The sequence below is a fragment of the Acinetobacter kanungonis genome (assembly GCF_009939195.1).
In the GTDB taxonomy this organism is placed as follows: domain Bacteria; phylum Pseudomonadota; class Gammaproteobacteria; order Pseudomonadales; family Moraxellaceae; genus Acinetobacter; species Acinetobacter kanungonis.
This window is the reverse complement of record NZ_JAACKC010000004.1, coordinates 1-23,391: the sequence shown is the minus strand read 5'-3', so window position 1 is coordinate 23,391 and position 23,391 is coordinate 1. Positions and strand designations below refer to the sequence as shown.

Below are 23,391 nucleotides of genomic sequence, written 5' to 3'. Positions count from 1 at the left end.
AAGCTTCTCTTTTCTTTAATTATTATGCTCTATCTAACATGTGATTAGCTTAACTCTATATCGAGAATTCATAAAATCATCTACGGTATTCTCTGGAAAAAAAGCAGGTTAAAGCGACTGATAAGAGAAATCTATTTTTTTATTAATGTATTACGTATGATTTGAGTTCGTTGGCTGATGAAATGGCTCTTACATCTTTATAGCCTATACATTTATAAGCATTGTAAATGCAACTTGTCTAAAATTACACAGAATACAGGTGAGATTGGTCAGCCATTTTTACCTTGATAGACTCCTGAATAACCCGCTTAAAAGTATTTGTACAAGTATTTTTAGCCCCCACTTTTTTTTCTGCACAATGAGTGATAGGGTAAATGTAATCAATACGCAAAGCCTTTGCTTCATCACGCTTTTTTTATAGCTTCAGCTCATCTGATGAGGGGATATTGACCAAGTGTAAGTATCTTTGGCATGGCTCAAGATCAGTAACGATAGTACCTACATTTCTTCCCAGTTAATTGTAGTTCTAAGCACGCGTCATCTGATCACGCTACATCTTTTCAGTTGGCTTTAAGGAGCAAAGTTTAGAATCACTCAGTATGATAACAATGAGTCTGAATGGAAGTACTCGCAAGATATGGTTTTACTAGGTTTGGTTAAAATTCTTCCAATTAACTAAACTGTTGCTTTATAAGAATAGAAGATCATAAGAGTTTTTAAAGGGTGATCTGGATTTACTTTAAAAATAATATGATTAATCAACCTTTTTTATCCCAAAGTCGTAGAGGAATACGAAAGTATAAGGAGTAGAGTGAATAAGGAATTCGGCAGACAACGCGAATAAGAATACAAACTGCTTAACGAATCTGAATGAGGTCATGAATGGATACGATTCAACAAAAATCTACGCTCCCCTCAAAACTTGTCTGGAGTTTAGTCGCGATTATAGGCGCGGTGTCTTTTGGAATATTAGCGGTTAGTCGTGGAGAGCATGTCAATGCAGTATGGCTGGTTTTAGCTGCCATCTGTGTATATAGCATAGCTTATCGCTTTTACAGTCTTTTTATTGCAACCAAAATCTTTGAACTGAATCCGAAGCGATTAACGCCAGCACATCGTTTAGCGGATGGTTTGGATTATGTGCCGACCAATAAATATGTATTGTTCGGACATCATTTTGCAGCTATTGCAGGTGCAGGTCCCTTGGTGGGTCCAATCCTCGCTGCACAAATGGGTTATCTGCCTGGTACACTCTGGTTACTGATCGGGGTGGTTTTTGCGGGTGCGGTACAAGATTTCTTGGTGTTGTTCATTTCTACACGTAGAGATGGGCGTTCACTGGGGGAAATGGCAAAACAGGAACTCGGTGCTTTCGCGGGCATTGTGGTCATGCTTGGGGCACTAGGCGTAATGATCATTATCCTAGCGGTACTGGCGCTGGTCGTTGTGAAGGCATTAGCTCATAGCCCGTGGGGTGTGTTTAGTATTGCAGCTACCATCCCAATCGCCCTGTTTATGGGTGTTTACATGCGTTACCTGCGCCCGGGTAAAATTGCAGAAGTCTCGATCATTGGTTTTGTGCTGATGATGATGGCAATTGTCTATGGCGGTCAGGTTGCAGCAGATCCGTATTGGGGGCCGTTCTTTACCCTGACAGGGACGCAACTTACATGGTGTTTAATCATCTACGGTTTTATCGCCTCTGTATTGCCAGTATGGTTATTGCTTGCGCCGCGTGATTATCTGTCGACCTTCCTTAAAATTGGGGTGATTGCAGGCTTAGCTGTCGGAATCATGGTCGCTATGCCAATGCTGAAAATGCCATCCGTAACGCACTTTATTGATGGGACAGGTCCAGTATTTTCAGGCAGTTTATTTCCATTCTTATTTATTACCATTGCCTGCGGTGCAATTTCAGGTTTCCATGCTTTAGTATCGAGTGGTACATCACCGAAACTGGTCGAGAATGAAGTCGATATTCGCATGATTGGTTATGGTGGTATGTTGATGGAGTCATTCGTCGCGATTATGGCGATGATCTGCGCCACGGTCCTTGATCCAGGTATTTACTTTGCGATTAATGCGCCATCTGCGGTATTAGGTACTACGGTTGAATCTGCCGCCGAAGCCGTGCGTAATCTTGGTTTTGTGGTTACGCCTGAAACGCTAAGCTTATTGGCACAAGAGGTTGGTGAATCAACCATCTTATCCCGTACAGGCGGTGCGCCAACCTTCGCGATTGGTATGGCACACATCATTTCGGAAATTTTTAATAACCGTTCGATGATGGCGTTCTGGTATCACTTTGCCATTCTGTTTGAAGCATTATTCATCTTAACTGCGGTGGATGCAGGTACACGTGCTTGCCGCTTCATGGTGCAAGATACGGTTGGTATCGTAATTCCAGCCATCAAAAAATCAGGTTCATTTTTTGGGAATGTCGTGGGTACAGTCGTAGCCGTTGGTGGTTGGGGCTTCTTCGTCTATCAAGGTGTGGTGGATCCACTCGGTGGGGTCAATTCATTATGGCCGCTGTTTGGTGTCGGTAACCAGATGTTAGCTGCGATGGCCTTGATTTTAGGTACGGTCATCCTGTTTAAAATGAAGAAAGAAAAATATGTTTGGGTGACTATCATCCCAACGATTTTCTTACTGATTACCTGTATGGTTGCAGGCTGGCAAAAGATTTTCCATGAAAATCCAAAAATAGGCTTCTTGGCACAAGCCAATCGTTTCTCGGATGCGATGGCACGTAATGAAATTTTAGCACCTGCAAAAACTGTATCAGAAATGCAAACTGTGATTCTTTCCAATCACATTAATGCAGCCTTATGTGGTTTCTTCATGATTGTTGCCGTGGTGATGGTAATTGCATCCATTGGGATTATTCGTCGCGCATTGGCAAGCCCAGTTCCGACTGTGCATGAAGCGCCAGCAGTGTATGCGGAAGAAAATGTTTCAACAGCAACTTCAAGAGGTGAGTAATCATGGAGTTGAAAATTGCTAAGAATGGTAAATCCATGATCGTGAAAATCATCAAGATGACCATCATGTCGCAGAAGGACTTGATTCTAAATCCAAAAAATTGGTCTCGAATCGCAACCTTGTGGCAGCGCTTACAGCAGAGTTTTCGCTTGATGGTGGGGGTGCCTGATTACAATCACTATCTGGAGCACATGAAAAAGCATCATCCAGATTTAACACCAATGGATGCTAAGACCTTTTATCGCCATTGTGTGGATGCTCGTTATCCTACTGCGGGCGGGAATTTGAAGAAGTGTCCGTGTTGAGTGTTTTTTAGAAAGTTACTGATTCCTTTGGAAAAAGTAGAAAACGGTGTATGTTAAGCATGCGCCGTTTTTTATTGGGGACGATTTGTGACTTGGGCAAAACAGAAAACTGAACAGCACCTTGCAGAAGATACACGAAAAATCGAGGCTGCAATTCAAGCCAATGCCACTAAGATTCAGGCATTTTTGACTCAAATTAATCAAATTATTCTCGATAAACAACAACAGACCAAATTGGCGCTGAGTTGCTTACTGGCTGGTGGACATGTCCTGTTTGAAGATTTACCCGGTTTAGGCAAGACCACACTCTCCAGTGCTTTGGCACACATTGCGGGATTACAATTTCAACGTATTCAGTTTACCAACGACATGCTGGCCAGTGATGTGATTGGTGTGAATATGTTTAACCAAAAAGAACATTCGTTTGAGTTTAAACAAGGTCCGATTTTTACTCAGATTTTACTGGCGGATGAAATCAATCGCTGTAGCCCCAAAACCCAGAGTGCTTTACTTGAGGCTATGGAAGAAGGTGCGGTGACGGTAGATGGCGTGCGTTATATTTTACCGCAGCCATTTTGGGTCATTGCTACACAAAATCCGTTATTCCAGAGCGGAACTTATGCTTTGCCAGAATCACAGCTAGACCGCTTCCTCATGCGTTTATCATTGGGTTATCCTTCACGCTCGGCTGAAAAGCTCTTATTACAGCAAGATTCAAGACAGGTTCTAATTTCAACCTTGGCGCAAGTCTTCCAGCAAGATGAAATTTTGCAATTACAACATCTGGTGCAGCAAGTCTATGTGGGTGATGTGGTGATGGATTATTTACTAGATTTGGCACAAGAAAGTCGTAAAGGGCGGCATGGTTTGTCGACCCGCGGGCTGCTGGCATTGAAAAAAGCTGCGCAAGCACATGCTTTAATTGAGCAGCGTAGTTTTGTCACGGCAGATGATGTACAGGCTGTTTTTGTTGCAGTGACTGCACATCGAATTGGATTAAGTGAATCTGAAACTGCTCAACTGATGCGACAGATTCGTATCAGTTAATGGCAAGGAAACTTAAAGTGATTCAGTCATTTTGGTCAAAATGGACGAAAAAAAGGTTTAGTTTTACCCGTCAAAAAACACTGATGCAAAAGGATGTATTGGTTTTTATCTATCAGCAAGGCTACTTATATCTGGTGCTGATTTTAATCACCTTTATTGCAGGGGTGAATTATGCCAATAACCTGATTCTGGGTTTTTGCTTTCTGATTAGTGCCATTTTATGTATCAGTTTTTACATTACTTTTAAACAATTACACGGCTTAGAGATTGAAGTTTGTTATGCAAAGCTGGGGCAAGTAGGGCAGCCTTTACTGTTAGACTTTTATTTCAAACAAAGCCAACCGCAAGCGCGTTATCTGTGGGTTCAGGTGGATGAGCGGATTGATCGTATTCAGTTGAGTGATCTACAGCATCGTTATACGCTCGAATTGCATCCTGATTCACGTGGGCTTTTTATCTATCCGACAGTCAAGCTATTTTCAGTCTATCCGTTTGGACTGGTGCGGGCATGGACGTATCTGTATTTAACAGGCCAGTCATGGATTGCACCGCGTGCTGAATATCCTACTACGGAACAACAGCGCAGCCAGCAAAAACAGGAACTTGAGATTGATGAGTTTCGTGAGCTACGTAATTTCAGACAAGGAGATTCGATCCAAGCCGTTTCTTGGAAACAGGTGGCGTGGGGACAAGGTCTTTATGTGAAAGTGTTTGAACAGCACGATGATCAACATAGTGTCGAGATTGACTACCAACATATGCCTAGCAGCGATCATGAGGAAAAGTTACGTTTGATGATGGGATTGGTTGAACAATGTGAGCAACAACAATGCGCTTATCGCTTGCTTTTACCCCATGCCGAACTACCAAAAGGGATCGGGGAGCAGCAATTACTGCAAGCTAAACGATTGTTGGCGCAGGCTTAAAGTATGAAAAATACCATTACTGCATCAGTCAAATTCGCTATTTTACTCAGCTTGAGTTTAATTCTACTGGCTCAAGTTCTGTATTTACCCATCGTGCTTTCAGGTCTATTTTTCATCACGATTGCCGCTTTATACCTGCATTTTCGTCAAACAGAATTACACCTATTTTCTAAGTTATGGATAGGTTTGGGTGTGGTGGCTGCACTTGCCAGTATTTATCTGAGTTATCAAACATTGATTGGCGTAGAAGCTGGGGTTGCCATATTAACCACCTTCTTATTTGCCAAGGCTTTAGAAATTAAAAATCGTCGTGATGTGATCATTATTTTTAATTTTGCTTTGTTTGTTGCTGCAAGCTCATTTCTGTTCAGTCAATCGTTTGGGATGGCGGTGATTGTGCTGGCGTGTTTAGTCAGTAGTTTGATGGGCTTGTATCGGCTACAAACTTCAGGATTTCATCATCAAGAAAAAATGACTGCTGGACTGAGACAGGATCTCAAGCACGTCACAAAATTTATCGGTCTGGCTTTACCCTTTTTTATCTTGCTATTTCTATTTTTTCCACGATTACCGCCCTTATGGCATATCCCGATTCCTGAAAATAAAGCTGTCACTGGTATGAGTGATCGCATGTCACCCGGGGATATCGCGGAATTATCGCAGTCCAGCGCACTGGCTTTCCGTATTTTAGGAGATATGTCGAAATTGCCACCACGTTCGAAAATGTATTGGCGGGCGATGGTATTAGATCACTATGATGGTCAAACATGGACCAGTAGTCCGAGAAATCAGCAAAATTACCGACCTGAAAATCAGGAATTTTTATTACAGCAGAGCAAGTTTGCTTATCAATATTTATCGGCAAATCCACAAAACAGTTGGGTGATGGGGCTGGATCAATCAATTCCAAATAATAACCAATACTCATTAAAAGTGGATGGCAGCATAATGCCTAATCGGGTTGTTCAGTCGAATCAACCTATAACACTACAATGGTTAGGACAGTCGAGCCTAAATGACCATACCAATAATACCCAAATAGTATTCAAAACCACGACGAATTTTCCTGAAAAATTCGATCTGCGTTCGCAACAGCTAGCACAGCAATTATTTGAACAATCGTCTCGTGATCCTGAGCAATATATCCAGCATTTGATTGATTGGTATCAGCAGCAACAATTTGCTTATACGCTACAACCTGGCTTGCTAGGACAGAACCGTATAGATGAGTTCCTATTTCAGTCTAAACAAGGTTTTTGTGAACATTATGCGTCTAGCTTTGCCTTGTTGATGCGTTATGTTGGAATTCCTGCTCGAATTGTTGTGGGTTATCAAGGCGGGGAGTTAGCGCCTGATGGGCAAAGTTGGGAAGTCCGACAGCTGGATGCTCATGCTTGGACAGAAGTGAAAGTAAAAGAGCAGTGGGTCAGGATTGATCCAACCGCCATTATTGCACCACAGCGTATTGATTCGGGGATGCAAAACTATATGCAAGCTGATCAAAATGTATGGGGAGCACAACGTTCCAGTATGAGTTATCAGCAATATGCTTTACTCAAAAAAATGCGGATTTGGAGTGATTACGCAAGCTATCAATGGCAAAGTAAAGTGGTTGGCTATAATACTGAATCTCAACAAAGTTGGTTAACCAAGTTTGGTATTCGCTCTACTTATTCCATGGTCATGGTTTTATTTGTTGGTATTGCATTTCTTGTCGCAGGCTATTTTTTCTATATTTTTTATCGTAAATGGAAAAATACGTCTGAGATTGATCGCTTCATGGCGCATTTTTCTAAAGGATTGCAGCCCAATTGGCGGAAGCAAGAAGCTGAAACGGTTAGCATGTGGATGCATCGGCTGGCTGATCAAATTGATACGAATGAAGCTCATACCTTTGAAAAGGTTGCTTATTTACATCAGAAAATTAAGTATGCTCCGCAACATAATCTGCAAGATATCGATGAGCTCAAGCAAATGCTTAAAACTTGTGCATCTGTATTGAAAAATAAAAGAAAGTTCTTGTCTAAGTGAAAAAAACTGAATATGATGCGTGGCATATAGGCGTATAGCTCAGTTGGTTAGAGCGCTACGTTGACATCGTAGAGGTCTCCAGTTCGAGTCTGGATATGCCTACCAAGACAAATAAAGGGTTTACAAGCAATTTCAACGACTTGTAAGCCCTTTTTTATGGTTTGAGTTTTGTTGTTTTGCCTAGATATTTTAAAAAAATTAGAGTCTAAAATTACCACTAGAGAAGAGTAAGGCATTAGGCTCAAATTTCCCTTTAGAGAATTGATTGATCACTATTGCGAACATATTGGGCAATATAATGAGTCTAGCCTATCAATAGAAGATAAAATTTTAGGTCGAAAGGATTAAGGAAAATTCACAAAAATGATCAAGTAAAACCAACACGTCCTTTTAGATACAACTATTACAATATGATCGCGAATTCTTATAAGAAAAAATATATCAAATAGTAAAATTAAAAAATAAATTGAAACAATGTTGTGTGTGAAATGTGATCAAATTTGCTTTACAGCCTAATATCAGGATGCTAATAATCATATTGATTTATTTAGAATAAATTAATCACTTAATGGAGACCTAAAGTGATAAATAGAATAGATTTAAAATTAATAAAAAACGGTACAGAAGAAGAGTTAGTTTTAAAAAGTTGTATCGTCGATTCAATAATGATCACCAGTAAAGATGTCAAAACACCTGTAGAGGAGGGGGATTTTCTTCACCATTCATTGCCCGATGGAATTGTTGAAAAGTACCTAGTAGATGAAGTAATTTCAAATAAGAATGAACATCCTCATTACGAGATTTATGTTTCAAAACTGAATTAAATTACTGCATAAAACTGCCCATAATGCTCAGATGATGAAAATTATCTGAGCATTATTTTTTTAGAAGAATTTAAAAAGCTTAAAGTTTTGGCTTTAAAAAATTATATGCACCATATTAGTCTCAGAACTCTTAAACTTCTGGGTAAAATTATCCATTGGCATGCAAAAGGCTGTCAATCAGGGCATAAAGCTATAGCTAAAACACCTTCAAATGAAATTAATTATGTGAAAAGTGAATCATAAAAGTCAGTTAATTATTGAGAAAAACTTGCATTTAAATGAGGGATGATTAATATGTCTTAGGAGTGATTGAAGTATGATTGAAGAAATTTTGGCGCAATGGACTTCAAACTCTGCATTTCGGCCAAGAAATTATTGAGGGTCGATGTTCTGAGAAGACCACATACTGGTGGGCTTTTATTTATAAAACTATTACAAAAGGGATTGTTATGTATTTTTTACTGAAAGAAGATTCGCTTCAGGAAGATAGAAAAATATTTGTGACTGGTGGTCTTGGAGCCGATTATCGAGATCCATCAATAACGACCAGATACGTTACGCATAAAATTGAGGAGGCATTGAATTTTAAATCTTCTGAAGATGCGGCCCAGTTCTTATGTGAAGGTTATGTCATTGCAAAACGTGAAAATGATATTTTTATACCCGTCTAACCAATAAAAAAAGCTCATCGAAAGATGAGTTTTTTTTATTTTAAAATTAGCATTACATGAGTTTTAATTATCTAAACTTCTAGGATTTCTAGTTAAATAAATATAGTTAATTATCTTTATTTGAGAAATGAATGGGTTTTTAACTTGCGTGAATATTCATATTTATGCAAAATTGCGACAAATTCGACGCGCTGATAGTTTTTTCAGAGTTTGGTCTGCTTTGGTCCGTAGAGCAGGCCTTTTTTTATGTCGATACTCTTATACCTAGTGTTTAAATTGAATCTCCACCGTATACGTCATTAGCATAGTGGGAAAGAAGATTAAACTTAAGAATAAGATTACAGGCTCGTATCCTGTATGGGCATTTCAGATGATGATATAAAATATTTTAAATGACTGCATAACGAGAAGAAGACAATGTTTTATAAACATGATGATCATTTAATTAATACCGATTTAATCACAAATTTATATGTCAATAGAAGTGAATGCTGCGTGTCGATCTGCTTTATGGGGAGATCAGAGGAATTAATTTTAAATTTTGGCACACAAGCTGGCTTGGATCACTTTTTGCAAGAATTACAGAAATTGAAATGAAACTGTAAGTGTTAAAGTTTGACCAATGGGATCGGCTTTATAGAATGGGAAAGTTACAAGCAAATAAATCTAGTATGGTGTGATCGTCGTATAATATAGAAGATATGAGCTAACAATTCGAGAACCAAAAATGACGACTAAAAAATTACATTGGTACATGCTTAATCTGAATTTCTTACAAGATAGCAATCCGATTCCTAAGAATCATGTGGTCTACCTTCCTATGGAAGAAAAGTATGAAAATATTAATGCATCCTTGGTTAAGCAATTTTCAATGTTAGGCAAAGAATGGTTAGAGAATAATGGTCATCCACACATCATGGACATCTTTACTACCAGTATTACTTACTTAGGTTTTATGTCAAATGAAGAGTTTTACGCGGAATAAGATCCTTATTTACAACCATATACAACTTTAGGATGGTCCTTATTGGATGAAATGATCAAAAATGACTTATTTTTTGTAAGTATTTGGTCTTGAGTGATGGATTGAGATATGGATATATATGAATATTAGTATATATTGTTGAATATCTAAAATAACAGACCGTACTGATATGTTCTTAAAGGTAAACGACATCATAGTGAATACAGATCTCATTCAATATATGGAAGTGAAGAGTGATGGTCCTTTTAGTGTAATGATTCACTTTAATGTAGGTAGTGTAAAAAGAATAAAATTCAAGGATCTACAAGAACTCAATGTGTTCTTAGGGAAATTAAATGAAGTAGATCCATCAGGTTTCGTTTATGCAAATGCTGTATAGAGCTGGTAGAAAAAAGCCCACCTATTTCTGATGGGCATTCTGAATGCATCAAGTCTAGTTCGTTAGCATTTTAGGTTTGAGAAATAGACAGGTGCTTCATTTGGTCATTTCACAAGTATTGCTAAATATACATGAGGCAGAGTGACTTGTGTAAAAAGTAAATAATAAAAATTGACGGTTGATAGGTCAAAACATATGAAATGTGTTTACCAATCTTGAAATGAATAAAATGGAATTTTTAGATTAATTTGCAACTTTGATCAGGTGCTAGAGTGAATATCAATATTTTCTATATAGTTTGTTGAAAAGCCCTGCAAAAGCGAGGGCTATGAACTATCAATCTTATTTTCACAGTAACCAACTATCTTTTATATTGGTATCTATGTACTCCCAAGTTTGCTTAAGCCCTTTTTCATGAAATTTAAGTGTAAATGGTTTGTCTGTAATTATTTCAGTAATATCATTTTTATACGAAATAATAACTTTTGCCATAATCTCTTTTTGATCATTTAAATAAAAGTTAATTTCAGGCTTAGGTTCTTCTACAAAGTAACAATTTTCTGGGAGGAAGACCATGGCTTTGGCTGCATCAATTGCATTCATTCGGTCTCGCTCAGAAAAGAATGTATCAAAATTCATACTGATTACCCCCGATTTTTATCGTTTTCTTTATTTTAAATGATTATTTGAAAAATGATACTTAATTAACATATTTAGGTAAAAAAGTTATACATGTAACAAATATAACTTATTATGTTAAGTTAATTTTTTTGAATATTTGTTTATTTATCAATGAAATTTTCTATACGCTTATGCTGCTAACTTTACTAAGTTTTACTACCTTAAGTTGAGGAAAATTTGAAAGCTGGTTGTTACAAAAATTTGGAATGGCCACTGTTACAATTAATTTATTGTGACATGAATCACGTTTTTGTATTATTCGAACATGTTTTTCTGGTTCATATGGGTGGATTATGATCATTTCTGATGGCGAACATGTATTCCCTGAGCGTGCGAATAGTTTTAAAGCTTTCCTCAAGAAATACCTATTTGAACTGGATGGTGAGCATTTGCTAGAAGAAAAAACTTTTGTGTATGACATTCAGGGTGATGAATTTCTTGAATCTGAGATTCAGGCCTTTTATACACTTTGGTCGCCAAACTAAGTAACCTGCATTAAACCGCCTATAGGCGGTTTTTTAATAAAAGATATGAACTCATATAATGAAATATAAAGAGTCACTTAGAATTTTAATTGGGATGCTAAAGCGCTTTAGTAGGTCTTGTTGTAAGGAATTGACTTATATTTTTGCATTAAGTCTGAAAAATAAACCAGATCATTTCTTAGCTTGCAATGAAAACTCTAGGGCTTATCTCATTTAAGTTTAAAGCTCCATATAATTGAACTCATTTTTAAATGAAATCATAAGAACTCTTTAGATTACTCCATCAATAAAAAAATAAAATATTGTCTTGTGCTATATAGAATTTTTTATCTAACAGACTGATTTCTAGATTATTCCTTTGCTATACTCCCGAAGCTTTTTTATACATGACAATTTTATGAAATTTAAGATTTTATTTGCTTCGACGATCTTGTTTGGTTCAACCCAATTTGTAGCAGCTATGCCTGTAGATCCCTTATTGGGTTCTTGGAAGGCGATAGATGATAAAACGGGACATTACATTTCAGAAGTTGCTATTCGTAAAAATTCAAAAACTCAACTGTATAGTGCTTCAATTACGAAATCATATGCATTACCAGGTACAGCAGCTTCAGAAGTTTGCAATAAGTGTTCAGGCACCATGAGAAATAAGTCTCTTTTTGGTCTGGAGATTATGACCAATTTGCAAGAGTCAACAAAGAATAAATTTAATAGTGGAACTTGGGTGAATCCACAGAATGGTGTGGTGTATACCATCGGTGCCGATTTGAGTAATACAGGCGACCAGATGAAAGTATTTGGAAAGTCTAAAAGTGATAATTCCACCACGAGTATGACGTGGAAGAAGTTTTAAGAAATCACAATGTATAAGAAGTTGCAGCTCATATGGGCTGCTTCTTTAAGCATTATTTCCGTAAGTTTTGGTATTACTGTTTGCAACAAGAGCGTTGTGAAATGTAGGGCGTAGTAAGATAAGGTCACTCTGTGTCTATACTGAGATTATATTGCTCACTTTCATCGAAGAATCGTTGTAGTACGAGTGATCAATTTCATAACTTCTAAAAATAAAATTAAAAATGACCAGCTTTATAACATTGCCTTTTATGCAACAAAGTTGTTGAGCAGTTCCCGTACTTTACGTATGCGATGATCTTGAAAATCTGCAAGCTCCAAACGAAAATTCAAAATGTTGATGGATTGAGTATTAAAAATACCTTGTCCACTATATTGAATCTCAATGATATATTCATTTTCGTCGCGATCTACAAAAAAGATTTTAGTCGATAGGACGCGTAAACCAGGTAGATAGAAATTATAGATTCGCTCTAGAATTTTTTTAAAATCTATCAAATGGCAGTCGCAAGGTTGTAATTTACCCTCATAAGACTTTAAAGTTGGCTCAGTCAATACAATCCAAGTTTCTAAATAGTGATGTGGATGCCAAATGTGGGCATTGATATTGAACATGAAGTTTGAATCATATTGATATTCAAGTGGAATGGTCATTATTGACTCTCAATTTTTATAAAGTACGGCGGACGTTATATCATAATCATTACGGTTCTCTGTAGGCAGAAATATTTTTTCTTTTAATACCTTAGTCTGTGGTGATGTATGCATCACTCAATCGAGTTCAAATTTTTTCTTTAGAACAAGCATAGATCGAATGATGGATTTCGCCTATTTAGAACAAATCAAAATTTAAGATGAAGAGCTGCTAAATAAGATGAAAGTCCTTCAATCGTTGGAAAACATTGTGGCTGATTCTTTATTTCCTGTTCAAGCTTTATCAACTTTTTAAATTACTGCTGTTTAAAAGGAACACACAAGGATGCGGCTATCAAGTTGTGCCTAGAATTAATGAGGTCAAAGATTTCGTAAATATTAACGAGAGATTTTGACTGCTGGTACATTTTTGAAACGATGAGAATGATCAATTTTTCTGTCTTCATATGAGCTTGGAAATTCTGCTTTAGAAGTATTGTTCGGCAGGATATCTCGCTGAAATGCTTGAAAGTCGTTGGATTATTTTTGTTCACTTTGTTAGATTAGCAAATACGCATAACAACAAGGTCATATGATGAAACAATTATTTTTATTTGGGGTCTTGGGTTTGATGATGGGGGCAGCAAATGCAAACCAAACTCAGGAAAATTCGTTACCAATTCAATATGTTGAACCTGTACAGATGGGAGAGTCTGTTCAAGCTCAACCAGTCAAATTAGAGCAAACAAAATACAATACACAACTTCATCAAAGAGGGGTAATTTATCTAGGTTATGCAGGTTCCAATATCGACTCAATTTACCTAGATGAAGATAAAAACCACCATGGTGTAGATATTGGCTATGCTGCTGAATATATTGATAACGTCAATTACGGCGTAGGTTACACCTACCAAGCGTCTTCAGATTGGGAGTATTCCGAAGTTTATGCCAAATTAGGTTATCGTTTTTTTGAACGTAACGCGAATTATGGGGCAACATCTTTAGGGGTTGGTTATGTCTGGGGCGATGCTAAAGATTATGATCTCGATACTGAATACTTCTCAGTCCCAATAGAACTTGAGTTTGGGCATTATGTACAGCCTAACTTCGCTATATATGGGACATTAGGTTACAAATGGTTATTCAATCAGGATGTAGACCTGTGTGCGAGCGGAGAGTGTGCATCTGCTGATGGTTTAGATGAATTAGACCTTGATGGTCTGACCTATAAATTAGGGATGAAATATCATTTCTAATAGGCTATCGCATCCTCTACGAAACCCTGCATGTGCAGGGTTTTTGTTTTATTGCATGCTTAGGTCTTAGGGTAATCGTAAGGTGAAGATATTTGGGTAAAAATATAATTATTCAAAAGCCTATGTTTTTATTTCTAGAATAGAATCTCAATTAAAAGATGAAATTTATTCATGTTAAGCGTTCTTATGCAATTTAATGTGAACCATGAATCATTTTAGTGTATATTTTATCAATAAGTAAAAACTGTACTTTATAATAATGAACAAGCTACTCATCCCATTTTTTATCGTGATGGTTTGCATCTTGGGTTTTAGTGTGTACCATGAATCTGAAACTAGACAAAAGCAGGAGATTGATCGTTTAGTGAGCGAAGCACATACTTCACTTCAACAGATTGAAGCCGATGCACATGCAAAAAAAATTTTAATAAAAAAAGATCAATAGCTGTATGAATTCATTTTTGTAATTAAAGATTTAAATTTACTTTTTCTCAATTTTTGAGCGCTAAGTCTCTGTAGTTCAAAAAATCTAGAAACAATGAGAAAATCAATATGTTATAATTCCGATCGAATTCAATGAAATGTTTATGTTTTTTATTTAAGTTATTGATTTAAAGAGTATAAATGGTAAGGCTGCATATTATATGCAGCTTTTTTCGTTTACTCATTGGCTGTATTCCATGTTTCATGTCATGGACTCCCATATTTAGCTTAGAAAAAAGCATCAGATATTTGGCATACCCATTGCTTTAAATTTCGATATTTAAATGGCGAAAAGTTTATTTTTTAGCCTAAGCTCGAATTTTAGCATCATGTTTTTTTACAGGGGCTAGGTCATGACGACTCCTAATCCAGCTTCAGAAAATGTGCTTGAGCGCTTATTTAAGTTAAGCGAAAACAAGACGACATTCCGTACTGAAGTACTTGCAGGTGTAACCACCTTTTTAACCATGTGTTACATCATTATTGTTAATCCAATGATTTTATCCGAAACAGGGATGGATCATGGAGCTGTCTTTGTCGCAACCTGTCTTGCTGCAGCTATTGGCTGTTTAGTGATGGGGATTATTGCGAACTATCCAATTGCTTTAGCACCTGGTATGGGACTTAACGCCTATTTTACCTATTCAGTGTGTATGGGGATGGGCGTGCCATGGCAAACGGCTTTGGCTGCGGTCTTTATGTCTGGCTTAATCTTCATTGCCATTAGCATGTTTAAAATCCGTGAAGCGATTGTGAACGCAATTCCAATGTCACTTAAGCTTGCAATTGGTGGTGGTATTGGTCTGTTCTTGGCACTGATTGCATTAAAGAACTCAGGCATTATTGTTGATAATCCAGCAACATTGGTCGGTTTAGGCGATCTTAAGCAACCAACTGTATTGTTAACCTTGTTTGGTTTCTTAATGATTGTGGTGTTGCATCATTTTAAAGTACGCGGTGCGATTATCATCAGTATTTTGGTGTTAACTGCAATTTCGACCTTTATGGGGTTGAGTGAGTTTAAAGGTGTGGTTGGTGAAATTCCTTCAATTGCGCCAACATTCTTACAGATGGACTTTGAGGGTTTATTCACGGCCAGCCTAGTTGGTGTCATTTTTGTCTTCTTCTTGGTGGACTTATTTGACTCTACAGGTACCTTGGTTGGTGTCGCACACCGTGCAGGTTTACTTCAAGACGGTAAATTACCACGTTTGAAGAAAGCATTATTTGCTGACTCAACTGCGATTGTTGCTGGTGCTGCCTTAGGTACATCTTCCACTACGCCGTATATTGAATCTTCAGCGGGTGTTGCCGCAGGTGGTCGTACAGGTTTAACTGCCGTTGTGGTTGGCGTGTTATTTATCTTGTGTTTATTTTTAGCACCTTTGGCGCAATCTGTACCTGGTTTTGCTACTGCACCAGCACTCTTATTCGTGGGTGTGTTGATGATTCAGGGTATTACTCATATTGAATGGGATGATATTACTGAAGCTGTTCCAGCATTTTTAACGATCGTATTTATGCCTTTTGCTTACTCAATTGCAGATGGTATTGCGATGGGCTTTATCAGCTACGCATTAATTAAATTATGTACAGGCAAAGCTTCAACTGTTCCATACATGGTGTGGATTGTTGCAGTGCTTTGGGCAATTAAATTTGCATTTTTTGGTGGTTAATACCCACACCAATTTTAAGGGTGTAAACTTGTTTACACCCTTTTTTCTTTCTGAGGATAAGGTATGAATCAACTTGAGCTCATCCGTGCTTTACCAAAAGCGGAATTACACGTCCATATTGAAGGGACTTTTGAGCCAGAACTGATGTTTGCAATTGCACAACGTAATCAGATTGAAATTCCATACAAATCGGTTGAAGAAGTTAAGCAAGCTTATAATTTTCATAATCTGCAATCATTCCTAGATATTTATTATGCAGGTGCTAATGTATTGGTACATGAGCAGGACTTTTACGATCTTGCTTGGGCATATTTTGAAAAATGTCATGAAGATCATGTCATGCATACCGAAATGTTCTTCGATCCGCAAACACATACCGATCGCGGTATTGCATTTGAAACCGTAATTAACGGTTTACAGCGTGCTTGTAATGACGCTAAAGCCAAATATGGTATTAGTTCACATTTGATTATGTGTTTCTTGCGTCATTTAAGTGAAGAAGCAGCATTTGAAACTTTGGCCCAAGCGATGCCATTTAAAGAGCAAATTATTGGCGTAGGACTGGATTCAAGCGAAGTGGGGCATCCACCTTCAAAGTTTGAACGAGTGTTTGCTCAAGCGCGTGAAGCAGGCTTCTTGGTGGTTGCACATGCAGGCGAAGAAGGTCCCGCAGAATACGTATGGGAAGCTTTAGACTTGCTGAAAGTGAACCGTATTGACCATGGTGTACGTTCGGAAGAAGATTCTGTATTAATGCAGCGTTTAATTGCAGAGAAAATGCCATTAACCGTTTGCCCACTCAGCAACTTAAAGCTGTGTGTAGTGGATGATATGGCACAACACAATATCCGTCGTTTATTACAACAGGGCGTGCATGTCACGGTGAATTCAGATGATCCATCCTATTTTGGTGGTTATATGAATGACAACTTTGTTGCGATTACTGAAGCCTTGGCATTGACCAATGAAGAGCTGAAAACGCTCGCACAAAATTCGTTTGAAGCATCCTTTATTAGTGATGCTGAAAAACAAAAATGGATTGCTGAAATTCAGGCGCTGTAAAATTAGGTTGAAAAAAACCGCACTATAATGTGCGGTTTTTTTATTTATATGGGGAATTAAAAGAAGTGTCAAAGGTTAACTTTGAAATTATTTCGGCTGTCGCGTCATGCTAGTCAGCACAGTATCTTTATCAATAAAATGATGTTTTAAGGCAGCGGCCAGATGTCCAACCACCAACAAGCCTGCTGCCCAAGAAAGATAGATATGCAGCGGTTTTACAATCTCGAGTACATCATAATTTTCTTCAATCAGAGTCGGTAGATTAAACAGATAAAGCACAGGGGCAGGGTGACCCGCACTCCAACTGAATAAACAGCCCGTGATGGGTAAGGCAAGTAACATTAAATATAAAGCCAAATGCCCAGCATGCGCCAATCCTTTCATCATTGGTGACATGCTATCAGGTAAAGATGGCGCAGGATGTGTATAGCGCCAGAAAATACGAATTACGACCAAAAAGATAATGGTGGTCGCAATATTTTTGTGTAGGGTAATGACATCGCCTTTAAAGCTGCCATCAGTTTCATAGCTTAAAAAATTTCCGCTATAAAAACCAATCAGCCATGCAGCAATAAAAATAATTGCCATGAGCCAGTGTAGAACTTGAGCAGTACGCGTGTAATAGGGTGTTGTATTTTTCATAAAGTATGAAGAAACGGGTCAGAAATTTCCATCATCTTACTGAATTGGAAATAACAAAAATACGCGGAATCTGCAACGAAGCGTATATTTGTTGCAACGCTGAGCCGAAGCGAAAGGTCTTTGTTTTTTATTTGTGCAAAGAGCAATGTCTTTAAGCAATTTGGGCTTTTTATTTAGGGTTGATGCGGCACAATAGCGCTACTTCAAACCAAGATAAGGGAAACCCTGTGAAAAACCGTTTAGCTGTCTTAGTTCCTGTTGTTTTAGCACTTACAGCATGTGCCACGACTGAAACGACCAATACCACGGCAACAACAACGCAGCAAGTGGGCATGACTGCCATGAAGATTGCCATTAATGCAAAATGTACGACTGAATTAAATAACACGCCTGCATGGAAGACGGCGACACAAGTAATGACAGCTGAACAGAAGCAAAGCATTCAAACGGATATTTGTGGTTGTGTCAGTGACAAAGCACCGCAAAATGTAACGACTGTCGATTTGGCGACAGCTGCGTTAGACCCTGCTGCACGTGCAACGATTGTCACCAATGTAGTAACCAAAACCATTCAGAGCTGTGTGGCTGAAGCAGTCAATAAATAAGTGCGAAAAGCTAGGGATCTCCTAGCTTTTTTCTTGAATATTTTTTTTGTACATTTTGCAAAATTTGCTCTATATTGAATTGAATAATAAATAACCTTCACAAATGATGAACTAAAGAAAAGGGTTGCATAATGATGAAAAAACTTAAATTTTTGATGTGTTTATCTGGAGTGGTGCTGTTGTCGGCATGTGCATCTTCCCCAATGTCTGGCTCAGATTCAGATGGTATTTCTGTGATTCGAATGGCATCCAACCAAAAGTGTATGGATGAAATTGAAAATAATCCAACTTGGATAGTCAGTAGTAAATTACTCTCTGAAGATCAAAAGCAGAAGAAAAAACGAGAAGTCTGCAAATGTGTAGGCGATAATGCGCCTAAAATGCTGTCCAAAGAACAGTTAGCATTGGCTGCCATCGACTCTAAAGCCAAAGATGCTTATGCGGCTTTAGCAACTACAAAAACTTCAGCAGTGTGTGCATCTGAAATGTTAAACTAAATAGATTAGATTAATGATGATTTTTAAAATGGCTGATAATTCAGCCATTTTTTATGAGAGTAAGACATGCGAGTAGCTGGTGTAGATGAAGCAGGGCGTGGCCCTTTGGTGGGTTCAGTTGTTGCTGCTGCCGTAATCCTAGATCCCAACAACCTAATCGAAGGTTTAAATGACTCCAAGAAACTGACTGAGAAAAAGCGTGAAAAGCTTTTCTTGGAAATTCAGGAAAAGGCTTTGGCATGGTCGATTGCAGAAGCCAGTCACGAAGAAATTGATGACATTAATATTCTGCAAGCGTCATTGTTGGCAATGCGTCGTGCCGTAGAAGCATTACGCCTTCAACCCGAGCATGTCTTGGTGGATGGCAATAAAATTCCTCAGGGTCTAACGGTGAGCTGCGATGCTGTTGTTGGCGGAGATGCGCTACATGCTGAAATCTCAGCGGCAAGTATCTTGGCCAAAGTGACGCGTGATCGTGAAATGGTTGCGCTGGATCAGAAGTATCCGCAGTATGGATTTGCCAAGCATAAAGGCTATCCAACCAAAGCACATTTTGAAGCCATTGCCGAACATGGTGTCATTGCTGAGCATCGCCGTAGTTATGCGCCTGTAAAGAAAGCATTAGAACAATTGGCTTAAGCCTTAAAAATTTAAAGCGGCTTAGAAAAGCCGCTTTAGGAGATAACGTTTAATTTTAACGATTAAAGTTATTCTGGGAGTAATTATCTTCTTCAAATGAAGGCTGATAATCTTGATCGAGATGTTGAAGGTGTTCGTGCATCGCACGTTCATGTTGAATGCGCTGATAGATTTCTTCGCGATGAACTGATACTTCTTTTGGAGCATTCACGCCAATACGAACTTGGTTGCCTTTAACGCCAAGCACAGTAACACTGACTTGATCCCCAATCATTAATGTTTCTCCGACACGTCGGGTCAGAATCAGCATGTTTATCTCCTTGCAAAATGCTAAACCTGCATTGATTAAAAAGTTAAAAAAACACAACCTTGGTAATAAAGAAAATTTCAACAGAACTTATAGGCTTATAAATTGAGTACTTATAGAATTCTGTGGAAATTTACCAAAACGCCTCTAGGCTAATATAACAGAGCCACTATAGAAAAAACTATAGTGGCTCTGTATTTTTGTTGGAATTTGAAAAATTATCTATTGAAAAATTTTCAACTTTCCGAATTAAGCACGCGCGCTTGATTCACCGTGTTCACGGTCTAAGCCAAATGCTGTGTGTAAACAACGCACTGCAAGCTCTAAATAGTTTTCTTCAATCAGTACAGAAATCTTAATTTCTGATGTTGAAATCATCAAAATATTAATGCTTTCATCTGCCAATGCAGTGAACATTTTGCTCGCTACACCTGCATGTGAGCGCATACCTACACCCACGATTGAAACTTTAACGATATCATCACGAGTTACAACTTCACAGCCTTCAATGCTGCTTGCTGTTTGCTCTAAAATTGCTTTTGCTTTAGCCAAGTCAGTACGGTTTACTGTAAAAGTAAAATCAGTCGTACCATCTTCTTCTACGTTTTGGATAATCATATCCACTTCGATGTTGGCATTGCTGATAGGCGATAAGATTTTAGATGCGATTCCTGGTTCATCAGGAACACCCAAGATAGTGAGTTTTGCTTCGTCGCGGTTAAATGCAATACCTGCAATGATTGGTTGTTCCATATCGTCTTCTGCCTCAGTCGTAATTAATGTGCCTACGTTTTGTTTGAAATCTTCATCAAATGCACCATCATCGTCATTATCAAAACTTGATAATACGCGTAGAGGAACTTGATATTTACCAGCGAATTCAACAGAGCGGATTTGTAAAACTTTTGAGCCTAAAGATGCCATTTCTAGCATTTCTTCAAAAGAGATACGGTCAACTTTTTTCGCTTTTGGTGCAACGCGTGGGTCAGTGGTATAAACGCCATCTACATCAGTATAGATTTGGCATTCATCTGCTTTCAGCGCAGCTGCCAGTGCTACCCCAGAAGTATCTGAGCCACCACGGCCTAAAGTTGTGGTGTTGCCATCGGCATCAAAGCCTTGGAAACCAGCAACGACAATGACACGACCTGCATCTAAGTGCTCAGTCATTACGTCAGTATCAATCGATTCAATACGTGCTTTGGTAAACGCACTGTCCGTTTTAATACCAACTTGGCGACCCGTGAGTGACTTAGCTTCAACGCCAATTGAATTGAGCGCCATCGCTAACATGGAAATCGTTACTTGTTCACCCGTTGAAACCATTTGGTCAAGTTCGCGTGGGTCAGGGGTGTCCGTAATGGCTTTCGCGAGAGCTAATAAGCGGTTTGTTTCACCACTCATTGCTGATACGACAACCACTACCTTGTGGCCGTGGTCATGCCAGCGCTTCACACGACGAGCAACATTTAAAATGCGCTCGGGGGTACCCATAGAAGTACCGCCATATTTTTGAACGATTAATGCCATCTTACCTAAACCCTTAATATTAAACAGGTAAAGTTTGTTCTTGCTTTTCTGAATTTAGATTATGTACACCAATCTGTACACAATTAAAATTTCCATGCTATTGCGCAAGCCCTCAAATTTGCCCAAGTATATAGCAAGGGGTATATACGGACAATCATAAATATCCATTAAAACCATTGAGTTTCATGATTTTCAGCATCACTACTATTTATATAGGTTTTACTGAGCGCTCAACTTCTTTCTTATATTGTGCAGAGTTTTGGCACTTCTGTTCCCACGCTTCAATATCTTCTGCCAAATATCGTTTCATGGTACCGCCAGAAGAATCAAAAGCGGGGGCAGAGAAAGGTGTATCCGATTCAAAATGATTTTGTTGAGTAGGGTAAACAGCGATTCTCTGAAATCGAGATCCAAGAATTGATTTCCATGTTTACAAGCTTCGGTGATTTCGTTTCAGCGAAAGGTGATGAATCCAAAAATACGCCAAGCCTATGGTTGGTGAAATGGTTTACATGGATTCAAAACAACAAGGATGCCACTAAGCGTCAACGTGAAGCACAGAGCATCTCTCAAAAACAAATAAACTTATGCTAATTCGAGCAATCGAACTCAATGTGAAGTGAGTGAAAGCCAGAGTTTTATCAGTAGGCGTTGATGTGTTGTTGGCGATAAAAAATACAGGGATTGCTACAGTATCAGAGGTTCAGCAACAAGCTATGCAGACAGAGGGTATTTGATGAGTTCAGCGCTACTTGAATAGCATGGTTCAGGCTGGGCTTCTGTATGCAGGCAAGTCAAAGTTTGGAGAAGCAAAGCGTTACTACTTGACTGGCAAATCTAAACAGTTATTTGGGGTGAAAGTTTGAGGGAGTTTGCAAGTAGAGATGACTTCGAGCTTTTAGGCTTTAAAGAAGTTCCTCATTTTACTATTGGGAACAACATGGCCCTTGAGCTGTCTGGAGGTAGATTTTTAACTGCCACATGTATTGGTCAAGGTCATGAATCTATAGGGTTGGGTCATAAAGATAAATCCAGTGAAGTTACAGATTTAATCTGTATTCACAATCGTGATTACGATGGATTTATTAAGTGGGGGCGACTCCAAGAATTAGTTGGATGGTTTGGAGTGTCTGAATGATTTCAATCAGTGTTGCTCAGTACCGCGAAATGTTCCCGAAACCAAAGCAAGCAAGGAGTAAAGGAAACAAATATAAAGCCATGAAGGTTGAGTTAGATGGAATGACCTTTGATAGCAAGAAAGAGCTTCAACGGTACATCGAACTTAAAGCAATGCAGCAACGTGGTGAGATCCGAGACCTAAAGTACCATACTAAATTTGAATTGGCACCGAAGATAAAGATTGAGGGGTAGAAAAGGGCAAAACCAGCATTACGATATTTTGCTGATTTCACGTATTACCGCAGTACTGGAGAGTTTTTAGTGGAGGATGTGAAGTCAGTAGCGACAAGAAAATTAGCGAGTTATCGCAACAAGAGACACTTGATGAAAACAGTGCACAACATAGACGTAAGAGAAGTTTGAGGATAGGGCATGAATGCAGCAGTGACAATTTTACAATCTACAGATTGGGCAAGATTCAGTACCGAAGACTGGTTTCGTCAATTTGGTGCTTGGATGAATGGGGATACAGAAACAGTTCGAGTAATGTTGAAATCAATACCCACAAAGAAACTGACTCAAAAACAGAGAGAGGAGTTGATTTCCCAGTACATGAATGATTTTTCGATAAAAGAGCGAGTTCATCGTAAAGGTGTTGTTTGTCAGATTACAGATAATGCAGCAAGAGCTTTTCAGCGCATTATTCTTGATATTCGAGCTATGGATAGTGAAATATTACAGGACTGGATGTATGTCCTCTGGTCTCATT

Annotated in this window: 24 protein-coding genes, 1 tRNA gene and 1 pseudogene; 21 read left to right on the top strand and 5 right to left on the bottom strand. The window is 38.4% G+C overall.

The window, feature by feature from the left end; genetic code table 11:
• Positions 1-882 precede the first annotated feature (882 nt).
• The 9 genes from GWK51_RS08340 to GWK51_RS08300 all read left to right on the top strand — a co-directional run bounded on the left by GWK51_RS08340 (position 883) and on the right by GWK51_RS08300 (position 9,774).
• Complete coding sequence (locus tag GWK51_RS08340; protein WP_100242880.1) at positions 883-2,985, top strand: carbon starvation CstA family protein; 2,103 nt, start codon at positions 883-885, stop codon at positions 2,983-2,985.
• The gene (locus GWK51_RS08335) at positions 2,985-3,290 is read left to right on the top strand and encodes a YbdD/YjiX family protein (RefSeq protein ID WP_171479175.1); all 306 of its coding nucleotides are present in this window, start codon (positions 2,985-2,987) and stop codon (positions 3,288-3,290) included. The genes GWK51_RS08340 and GWK51_RS08335 overlap by 1 nt, the downstream gene beginning before the upstream one ends.
• 87 nt (positions 3,291-3,377) lie before the next feature.
• The gene (locus GWK51_RS08330; RefSeq protein ID WP_161933357.1) at positions 3,378-4,337 is read left to right on the top strand and encodes an AAA family ATPase; all 960 of its coding nucleotides are present in this window, start codon (positions 3,378-3,380) and stop codon (positions 4,335-4,337) included.
• Between the two features lie 20 nt (positions 4,338-4,357).
• Complete coding sequence (locus GWK51_RS08325) at positions 4,358-5,263, top strand: DUF58 domain-containing protein (protein ID WP_407925975.1); 906 nt, start codon at positions 4,358-4,360, stop codon at positions 5,261-5,263.
• A gap of 3 nt (positions 5,264-5,266) precedes the next feature.
• The gene (locus GWK51_RS08320; RefSeq protein WP_161933355.1) at positions 5,267-7,294 is read left to right on the top strand and encodes a transglutaminase family protein; all 2,028 of its coding nucleotides are present in this window, start codon (positions 5,267-5,269) and stop codon (positions 7,292-7,294) included.
• A gap of 28 nt (positions 7,295-7,322) precedes the next feature.
• Positions 7,323-7,399: transfer RNA gene (locus tag GWK51_RS08315), tRNA-Val, on the top strand.
• A gap of 476 nt (positions 7,400-7,875) precedes the next feature.
• Positions 7,876-8,118: a hypothetical protein gene (locus tag GWK51_RS08310; protein ID WP_161933354.1), complete on the top strand. Its 243-nt coding sequence runs from the start codon at positions 7,876-7,878 to the stop codon at positions 8,116-8,118.
• 320 nt (positions 8,119-8,438) lie between these two features.
• A complete protein-coding gene (locus tag GWK51_RS08305; protein ID WP_161933353.1) occupies positions 8,439-8,789 on the top strand; it encodes a hypothetical protein in 351 nt (116 codons plus the stop codon).
• Positions 8,790-9,516: 727 nt separating this feature from the next.
• Positions 9,517-9,774, top strand: a complete 258-nt coding sequence (locus GWK51_RS08300; RefSeq protein ID WP_100242872.1) for a hypothetical protein — start codon at positions 9,517-9,519, stop codon at positions 9,772-9,774.
• A 727-nt stretch (positions 9,775-10,501) separates the two neighbouring features.
• Here GWK51_RS08300 and GWK51_RS08295 read toward each other — a convergent pair.
• A complete protein-coding gene (locus tag GWK51_RS08295) occupies positions 10,502-10,792 on the bottom strand; it encodes a hypothetical protein (RefSeq protein ID WP_158293841.1) in 291 nt (96 codons plus the stop codon).
• Between the two features lie 335 nt (positions 10,793-11,127).
• Between GWK51_RS08295 and GWK51_RS08290 the strand changes: the two genes are divergently transcribed.
• Positions 11,128-11,319: a hypothetical protein gene (locus GWK51_RS08290; protein WP_171519166.1), complete on the top strand. Its 192-nt coding sequence runs from the start codon at positions 11,128-11,130 to the stop codon at positions 11,317-11,319.
• A 397-nt stretch (positions 11,320-11,716) separates the two neighbouring features.
• Positions 11,717-12,172: a DUF2147 domain-containing protein gene (locus GWK51_RS08285; RefSeq protein WP_161933352.1), complete on the top strand. Its 456-nt coding sequence runs from the start codon at positions 11,717-11,719 to the stop codon at positions 12,170-12,172.
• Between the two features lie 248 nt (positions 12,173-12,420).
• On the opposite strand, the gene GWK51_RS08280 is transcribed toward GWK51_RS08285, so the two are convergent.
• Positions 12,421-12,825, bottom strand: coding sequence for a hypothetical protein (locus GWK51_RS08280; RefSeq protein WP_161933351.1), 405 nt, complete (start codon positions 12,823-12,825; stop codon positions 12,421-12,423).
• Between the two features lie 574 nt (positions 12,826-13,399).
• Between GWK51_RS08280 and GWK51_RS08275 the strand changes: the two genes are divergently transcribed.
• From GWK51_RS08275 to GWK51_RS08265, 3 genes are all read left to right on the top strand, one after another.
• Positions 13,400-14,062, top strand: a complete 663-nt coding sequence (locus tag GWK51_RS08275; protein ID WP_161933350.1) for a hypothetical protein — start codon at positions 13,400-13,402, stop codon at positions 14,060-14,062.
• Between the two features lie 836 nt (positions 14,063-14,898).
• Positions 14,899-16,221, top strand: a complete 1,323-nt coding sequence (locus GWK51_RS08270; RefSeq protein ID WP_100242682.1) for an NCS2 family permease — start codon at positions 14,899-14,901, stop codon at positions 16,219-16,221.
• Between the two features lie 63 nt (positions 16,222-16,284).
• Entirely contained in the window at positions 16,285-17,283 is a 999-nt protein-coding gene (locus GWK51_RS08265; RefSeq protein ID WP_161933349.1) for an adenosine deaminase, read from the top strand.
• A gap of 87 nt (positions 17,284-17,370) precedes the next feature.
• On the opposite strand, the gene GWK51_RS08260 is transcribed toward GWK51_RS08265, so the two are convergent.
• Positions 17,371-17,925, bottom strand: a complete 555-nt coding sequence (locus GWK51_RS08260) for a cytochrome b (protein ID WP_161933348.1) — start codon at positions 17,923-17,925, stop codon at positions 17,371-17,373.
• 227 nt (positions 17,926-18,152) lie between these two features.
• Here GWK51_RS08260 and GWK51_RS08255 point away from each other — a divergent pair, with 227 nt between their 5' ends.
• The 3 genes from GWK51_RS08255 (at position 18,153) to rnhB (ending at position 19,666) form a co-directional block, all read left to right on the top strand.
• Entirely contained in the window at positions 18,153-18,530 is a 378-nt protein-coding gene (locus tag GWK51_RS08255) for a hypothetical protein (protein ID WP_142768344.1), read from the top strand.
• A 131-nt stretch (positions 18,531-18,661) separates the two neighbouring features.
• The gene (locus GWK51_RS08250) at positions 18,662-19,027 is read left to right on the top strand and encodes a hypothetical protein (RefSeq protein ID WP_228715328.1); all 366 of its coding nucleotides are present in this window, start codon (positions 18,662-18,664) and stop codon (positions 19,025-19,027) included.
• Positions 19,028-19,093: 66 nt separating this feature from the next.
• Entirely contained in the window at positions 19,094-19,666 is a 573-nt protein-coding gene (gene rnhB / locus GWK51_RS08245; RefSeq protein ID WP_161933347.1) for a ribonuclease HII, read from the top strand.
• Positions 19,667-19,721: 55 nt separating this feature from the next.
• Here rnhB and csrA read toward each other — a convergent pair whose 3' ends face one another.
• A complete protein-coding gene (gene csrA, locus GWK51_RS08240; RefSeq protein ID WP_016166582.1) occupies positions 19,722-19,976 on the bottom strand; it encodes a carbon storage regulator CsrA in 255 nt (84 codons plus the stop codon).
• Positions 19,977-20,222: 246 nt separating this feature from the next.
• A complete protein-coding gene (locus GWK51_RS08235) occupies positions 20,223-21,503 on the bottom strand; it encodes an aspartate kinase (RefSeq protein ID WP_016166581.1) in 1,281 nt (426 codons plus the stop codon).
• A 426-nt stretch (positions 21,504-21,929) separates the two neighbouring features.
• Between GWK51_RS08235 and GWK51_RS16610 the strand changes: the two genes are divergently transcribed.
• The 4 genes and pseudogenes from GWK51_RS16610 to GWK51_RS08210 all read left to right on the top strand — a co-directional run.
• Positions 21,930-22,097, top strand: a complete 168-nt coding sequence (locus tag GWK51_RS16610) for a hypothetical protein (RefSeq protein ID WP_161933346.1) — start codon at positions 21,930-21,932, stop codon at positions 22,095-22,097.
• Between the two features lie 268 nt (positions 22,098-22,365).
• The gene (locus GWK51_RS08220) at positions 22,366-22,641 is read left to right on the top strand and encodes a hypothetical protein (RefSeq protein ID WP_161933345.1); all 276 of its coding nucleotides are present in this window, start codon (positions 22,366-22,368) and stop codon (positions 22,639-22,641) included.
• Positions 22,638-23,045: pseudogene (locus GWK51_RS08215) on the top strand (DUF1064 domain-containing protein). Before GWK51_RS08220 ends, GWK51_RS08215 begins: the two are co-directional and overlap by 4 nt.
• Positions 23,046-23,054: 9 nt before the next feature.
• A partial coding sequence (locus GWK51_RS08210; protein WP_161933344.1) for a hypothetical protein occupies positions 23,055-23,391 on the top strand: 337 nt, incomplete at its 3' end.